The sequence below is a fragment of the uncultured Mailhella sp. genome, assembly GCF_947631555.1.
In the GTDB taxonomy this organism is placed as follows: Bacteria; Desulfobacterota; Desulfovibrionia; order Desulfovibrionales; family Desulfovibrionaceae; genus Mailhella.
Map to the genome: position 1 here is coordinate 44,494 of NZ_CANRLT010000007.1, position 6,678 is coordinate 51,171.

General features: G+C 60.8%; 5 protein-coding genes. 1 reads left to right on the plus strand and 4 read right to left on the minus strand.

Annotated features, from left to right (window positions below; translation table 11 throughout):
* Positions 1 to 78: 78 nt before the first annotated feature.
* The 4 genes from Q0Z94_RS02085 to Q0Z94_RS02100 form a co-directional block, all read right to left on the minus strand.
* The gene (locus Q0Z94_RS02085; protein ID WP_298067211.1) at positions 79 to 1,089 is read right to left on the minus strand and encodes an aldo/keto reductase; all 1,011 of its coding nucleotides are present in this window, start codon (positions 1,087 to 1,089) and stop codon (positions 79 to 81) included.
* An 11-nt stretch (positions 1,090 to 1,100) separates the two neighbouring features.
* A complete protein-coding gene (locus tag Q0Z94_RS02090; protein ID WP_298067213.1) occupies positions 1,101 to 1,580 on the minus strand; it encodes a flavodoxin in 480 nt (159 codons plus the stop codon).
* Between the two features lie 55 nt (positions 1,581 to 1,635).
* Positions 1,636 to 2,754 carry an aldo/keto reductase gene (locus Q0Z94_RS02095; RefSeq protein WP_298067215.1) on the minus strand — a complete coding sequence of 373 codons (1,119 nt, stop codon included), beginning with the start codon at positions 2,752 to 2,754 and terminating at the stop codon, positions 1,636 to 1,638.
* A 235-nt stretch (positions 2,755 to 2,989) separates the two neighbouring features.
* The gene (locus Q0Z94_RS02100) at positions 2,990 to 4,105 is read right to left on the minus strand and encodes an aldo/keto reductase (RefSeq protein WP_298067218.1); all 1,116 of its coding nucleotides are present in this window, start codon (positions 4,103 to 4,105) and stop codon (positions 2,990 to 2,992) included.
* A gap of 230 nt (positions 4,106 to 4,335) precedes the next feature.
* Here Q0Z94_RS02100 and Q0Z94_RS02105 point away from each other — a divergent pair.
* Positions 4,336 to 6,678 (plus strand): hypothetical protein (locus Q0Z94_RS02105; RefSeq protein ID WP_298067220.1); only part of this gene is annotated, 2,343 nt, incomplete at its 3' end.

Here is a 6,678-nt window from a genome sequence, read left to right on the forward strand (position 1 = left end):
CTGCTCCCGCCGTCACTCCGGGAAAACTGGCGTGACGGCGTTCTTGTCTTTTGGGCGAAAGTCGCGGCGACGCCCAGCCTACACCACGTTTCCAGCCTTCTGCTTCCCGTTCTGCGCCATGACGCCTGCAAGCGCGTGCGGAACGTACAGCTCCTCCAGCCAACCTTGTTCCTCCGGCGTCAGTTCCAGTGCCGCCGCCCTGACCGCGCCTTCCACATGAGAAACGCGCGTTGCTCCAACTACCGGAACGGCGGACTTGCTCAAAAGCCAGGCCAGGGCGATTTCCGTCATGGAAACACCGCGCCGTTCCGCCAATTCCGCCACCCGAAGGATGATCCTGCCGTCCGCCTCCGCCGTGGCGTCATACTTGAAGCGGGCGTAAGCGTCCTCGCGGAAACGCCGGGTGCTTTCTCCGGGGCGCCGGGAAAGACGTCCGCCCGCCAGCGGACTGTACGGCGTCAGGGCTATGTTCTGATCCCGGCAGAAAGGAACCATTTCCCGCTCTTCCTCGCGGGCGATGAGATTGTAGTGCCCCTGCACGGAGACAAACTCGCTCAGTCCGTGTTCCCTTGCGTAGAAGTTGGCTTTGGCCAGCTGCCAGGCAAAGCAGTTGGAGATGCCGATGCAGCGGGCTTTACCCGTTGTCACCGCACTGTGCAGTCCCTCCATGATCTCTTCCATCGGTGTGTGGTAGTCCCACATATGGCAGATGTAGAGATCCACGAAGTCCACGCCGAGATTTTCGAGGCTCCGGTTCAGGGCGTTTTCAACGTGCTTCTGCCCGCTGACGCCCGCATCGATTTCTTCCTGCGTCCGGGGTGTGAACTTCGTGGCCAGCACATATTCGTCCCGCCGGGCGAAATCCCGCAGCGCACGCCCAAGAAAGCGTTCGCTGCTGCCGTTCTGATAGACGGGAGCCGTATCGAAGAAATTGATGCCCAGCTCCAGTGCACGGCGCAGGATGCCGCGGGTCTGCTCCTCGTCCACCGTCCAGCGATGCTGCCCCGTGGCCGCGTCACCGAAGCCCATGCACCCCATGCAGATGCGCGATACCGTCAGATCCGAGCGGCCGAGCTTCACATAGTTCACGGCTCGACTCCTCAGAGTACTGATGCGGCCCACGCCTTGAGACTCTCCGCAGACGGAGCGCCGTTCAGCAGCCGGCCTTCAATAATCACGGTGTCCGCTGCCACAGAGCCTTTCAGACCGGCCACGGTCTTGCCGAAGCCGCTGCCGCCGGACGTGGCAAAGAGCACGATTTTCTTCCCGGAAAAATCGTAGGCTTCCAGAAACGTATTGATGATGGTCGGTGCGACATACCACCAGATGGGGAAGCCCAGCAAGATGGTATTGTACTCCGCAACGGGGGCGTTTCTGTCCGCCAGCGCCGGACGGCTGGACTTGTCCCGCATCTCGATGGAGCTGCGGGAATTCTTGTCCTGCCAGTCCAGATCGGCTGCCGTGTAGGGAACTTCCGGTCTGATTTCGTAGACATCCGCACCCACGGCTCCGGCCAGAGCTTTGGCAGTGCGCGCCGTGGTTCCGCTGGCGCTGAAATACGCCACAAGTATCTTGCTCATGTTTTCCTCCTTGGGAAACACCTTTTCTGAATCCGCAGTCTCCGCTGCCATCCTTTTATGGCAGGGCGTTCTTTTCCTTGCGAAAATACGCCGCGATTTCCTTCATGCGCTCGCTCTGCCTTACCTTGAACGGGCAGCGGCCGTCACAGTGACCGCAGGAAAGGCAGGCGTCCGCCTTGACCGACAGCTTTTCATAGTGACCCGCAGCCATGCCGTCGCCCGCCAGTGCCAGGTCATAGTATTTGTTCACCAGCCCGATGTCGATGCCCGCCGGACAGGGCTGGCAGTGATTGCAGTACACGCAGGTTCCCCGTGCCGCCGCGGGAGTGAACCCGCCGATGACGGCGTATTCCCGTTCCTCTTCCGGTGCATCGGTAAAACCGAGCAGCTCCTGCAGGTCGGAAAGCCCGCGCACCCCTGGGACAGCCGTCAGAACGCCGGGGCGGTCAAGGGCGTACTGAAGGCACTGATACCGCGTCATCGCCATTTTGAACGGAGAGGTCTTCGCGTCCAGCAGCTTTCCGGCGCAGAAGGGCTTCATCACCGAGATGCCCACGCCCTCCGCCTCACAGCGCCGGAACAGCGCCGCCCGCTCAGCACAGCTTCCGATGCCCAGCTCGTCCCCCTGCTCCATATCGTAGGCCGGATTGATGGAAAACATCATCATATCCACGGGGAGCATATCAAGTATCCTCTGCGCCGTGCGCGGAGAATGCGAGGAGAAGCCAAGGTGCCGGACTCTTCCGGCAGCCTTCAGTTCCTGCACATAGTCGAGGATTCCCTCCGCGGCGAGCTTGTCGACATCGCTGTCCTCATCGACGCAGTGAAGGAAGCCGAAATCGGCGCAGGACACGTTCAGCGTCCGCATCTCCCATTCAAAGGTGTCGCGGATCGCCGCCCTGTCCCGCGACCAGCCGTACTTACCCTCTGCATCGTAGACGGCGCCGAAATGGAGCTGAAATAGCACCTTTTCCCGCTGCCCGGCGATAGCCCGTCCAAAGGGCGCGTAAACATTTTTCCCGCCCGCGCAAAGGTCAAAGAAATTAATCCCGTGCGCGATGGCGCTGCGGACGACCTGCTCTATCTCAGTTTCCGGGCAGTCCATGATGCCGCCCATGCCCAATCCGAGGACTCCGATCCGCTCTCCGCCGTGCGGCAAGATTCTGTATTCCATACCATCTCTCCACAGAATGCGCCTTTCACCCGCGCCCCGGCCATAGTTTCAGAAGCCGCGGTCTCGTTTCTGCCTGAACTCCTTCAAAATTTCCCTATGGCCTTTGACAAGACCTTTCACGCCGCCGCTTCCTTTTCCCCATGCGGGAGAGCAGAAAATGCACTGTCTCCCTCAGACTTTCCTCCCTTTTCCAGCAGCTGAAGGAGCAGCGCCTCCCCTCTGCCGTCTCCGCCCGTCAGGTATCGAACTCGGCGGAAACCCGCGCCAGAAGTTCGCGCACGGGCAGGTGCTGGGGGCAGAGCTTTTCGCAGCTTCCGCACTTCAGGCAGTCTTTCGCCTTCGTGCCCGCGCCGGTATAGACGTTTTCATAGTAGTACTCGGCATTTCCCTTGCGGAACATGCGCCTCGCATTCAGCAGTGCGAAAAGATCGGGGATGCCGATGTGCTGCGGACAGACCTCGGTGCAGTAGCGGCAGGACGTACAGGGAATGAGATCCAGGGATCGGAACACGGCGACGACCTTTTGAAGCGCCTCCCGTTCCGCAGCGCTGAGCGGCTGAACGTCCCGCATAAGCCCGGCGTTCTCCCGCATCATGTCCAGATTCCCCATGCCGGAAAGCACCATCCTCACGTTCGGGAAGCCCGCCGCAAAACGTATGGCGTAGCTCGCGCTGCTGCCGCCGTGCAGCTCGTCCAGAATCTTCTGCGCCGCGTCCGGCAGGTTCACAAGGCAGCCGCCCTTGACCGGCTCCATGACGATCACCGGTTTGCCGTGCCTTTCGCAGACTTCATAGCATTTGCGGCTCTGCACGGCCTCGTCCTCGTAATCCACATAGTTGAACTGGATCTGGACGACCTCTATCTGCGGGTATTCCCTGAGTATCTGTTCCAGCACCTCTGCCTTGTCGTGGAAGGAAATGCCCAAGTGCCGGATCCGGCCTTCCTTCAGAAGTTCCAGCGCGGTCTCGTAGGCACGGCAGGCTTTATATTTGGCAAAGGAACTTCTGTTCTGCGCGTGCATCAGGTAAAAGTCGAAATACTCCACGCCGCAGGCGGCGAGCTGGCTGGCAAACAGCGGCCGGATGTCCTCCTCCCGCTGGAAATGGTGCGTGGAGAGCTTGTCGGCCAGCACATAGCGATCCCGCGGGTGGCGGCTGGTCAGGCATTCCCGCAGGGCAGCCTCGCTGCGGCCGTTCATATACCCGTGCGCCGTATCGAAATAGTTGAATCCGTAATCCAGAAAGATGTCCACCATCTGCGCGAACTCGGCGCAGTCCACCGCTTCGTCCTTCAACGGCAGCCGCATACAGCCGAAGCCGAAGTTCTTCTTGACTTCAGGAAATGCCTTCATCTCCATTCCCCTCCTGGAAAACATCCGCCGCCTTCCCTCTGCGTCTCTCCTGAACAGCGTGGGGAAGCGGGGTGCGTCTCAGTGTAAAGTATAATGCACCCAGCCGCGAAAAAAAACCATACATAATCCGGGCTATTTTTTGCCTGATCCGCGCCCGCTCCCGTCACGTTCGATCCCGGATCCCGTGCTTGCGTCCGGGCGGCCGGAGTATTAGAAAAGGAAAAAAATCCATGCAGGTTGCGAGTATGGCGCAGCGCACTCTCTTCTTCGATCCCCAGGATCATCAGCTCCTCACGCTCATCAATCAGACCGTTACGCGTATGCACAGCGGACCTGGCAGCCGTATGCCCTACCTGCGGCCCAACGGAATCATCGAACTGGCTGCCCCCGTGGAACTGCGCATGGCCTCCGCCGTGCTCAGGCTCCTCGACACGCTGGCACAGGGACAGACTCAGGACAGGCTGGACGCACTTCAGGCCCTTTACGATGAAGTGCTGGTCATGGCGCGCACCTCCCTGCGCATCAATACCGGCCGCGTGTTGGTGCAGCTCATGAAGGAACTGGTGCGCGCCCACGGCGACCTGGAAACGCAGCTGCGCCTGGCCCACGACTTCCACAAGGCCGCCACCGGCGACCCCGCCACCGTGCGCCGTCTGCTCCACCGCTGCTTCATGCTGGAAATGCCCGAAGCGTGGAATCAGGCTGTATTTGACAACCACGTCCACGACGCCAACACCAAGGGCCGGAAAAACGCCACCCACCTCATCATGGACGCCTGGCTCAAGGGCATACGGACGCTTACGGTCATCTATTATAATTATGTCTCACTGGAAGCGGCCCGCGAGCTGCTCTACGCCGCAAGCATCGTGGGCATCACCGTCCGCATCGGGCTGCTGTTCCACGCTCCCCACAGGGGGCGTCTGGTGGATCTCATCTGGGTGCCCCGCGGCTTTGCCAGCAACGAGGAATTTCTGAACTTTCTGGCCTCCCCGTCCGTGTCCGGCCTCATGAACGAGGGCCGTGCCGCCACAAAATGGCTGGAAAAACGCATTCTCCACCTGCTGAAGACCTGGAATGAGACGGAACGCTTCACTCTTGCTCCCATGCTCCATGCCACGCCTGATCCTCTGGACACACAGGAATTTTTAAAATTTGTGGGCAGCGGGCAGGCGTCCACACTCCACCTTGCGGAATATATCCACGACCGGCTCTTCCCGCTGCTCAAGGCACGGGCGGCGGACGTGCGCACAGCACTGGAAGCGGAAGGACTGTCCGGGGAAAGCCGCTCCGCCCTGCTGACCGAGCTGAATACTCTGAACAGCTTCACCACTGAGACCATCCTGGCGCGCCTCGCGGACCCCGAACGCTTCCCGGAATTTTCCCATCTCCAAAGCGCCTGTGATGACGAGGGCTGCCCCGACATTCTGCAGCAGAAGCCGCTGGCACTGCTGTCACGGCTCTGCGGGCTGCGCAGCGGCTGCCGCATCACGCTGAACCTTGCCGGACTGACGGCGGAAGACGTGCTCATCCTGCTCTGGGACTGCCAGGGCCGCATCACGCACCTCGAACTTTTCAATCTCAAGGACTGGCATAACGGCGACCTTGAAGACATCCAGAGGATCAACGCGCTCCAGCGCGCCATCAACGACGGCAGCGTCCCCCGCATCAAGCAGCTCATCTTCTCCATGCTCCGCAGCGCAGACGCTCCTGCCGATGCCAAAACACAGAGCGGGGAAGACTCCCTTCCGATGAAGCTGCCGGAAAATCTCTCTCCGGCGGCAAAAGACTTCTCTCCCCGTGCCGCAAAACTGCGGATTATCCTGCAGAACATTCCCGTGCTCTGCGACTTCTATCTCAACGCCAAGCTCGGTTCCACCGCAGGCACGGATTCCACAAGCCGCCCGGGACACCGCTACGGTATGGGGCTTGCCTATCCCGAAAGCCTGCCCCGCCGGGCTCGCCGTGAACTGGACAACACCAGCCATTCCGCCCATCTGCGCCTGCCCCTGCGCATTGAACTTCTGGAACAGACCACCTTTCGCTCCCCCATGCCGGAAGAGGGAACGTCGCCCTTCGCTTCGCTCCTGCGCAGGCTGCCAGGACTTGGGCATTACGGCTTTCAGCGGAAAAGAGAATGGCTCGCCGTCTCGGAACACAGTGTGGTCTGCGACCGCGGCAAATGCAGCATTGCCTCCAGCGAGACGCCGCGAAACAAGGGGAACATCATCACGCTGGGCGGATCGGACTCCGCCGTCACCAACGGTTTCTGTCCGGCTCCGCCAAGGCGGGAATCCCTCCGGGAAAAGGCACGCTTTCTCAACTCGCGTCTGAGTAACGCCCTGCGCATCCTCGCCGGCTTCGTCCCTGCCTTCCTGGCCTTCCTCTGCACACAGAGCGGCTGGCTGGCCTGGGGCGGCGCACTGCTCTGGTTCTTCATTTCCGGCCTGCGCAATATCCTGCAATCAGTCCTGGGCAACGGAGGCCTGCACCGCTCTTCCCTCCTGCACTGGAACAGCTATGTAAGCTGGTCCGGCTTCTCCGCCTCGCTCATGTACAACGGGCTTTCTGCAGTA

Bases quoted from the DNA above. Each gene is read 5' to 3' on its own strand.
- Q0Z94_RS02090 (WP_298067213.1), bottom strand. From the start codon at position 1,580: ATGAGCAAGATACTTGTGGCGTATTTCAGCGCCAGCGGAACCACGGCG.
- Q0Z94_RS02095 (WP_298067215.1), bottom strand. From the start codon at position 2,754: ATGGAATACAGAATCTTGCCGCACGGCGGAGAGCGGATCGGAGTCCTC.
- Q0Z94_RS02100 (WP_298067218.1), bottom strand. From the start codon at position 4,105: ATGAAGGCATTTCCTGAAGTCAAGAAGAACTTCGGCTTCGGCTGTATG.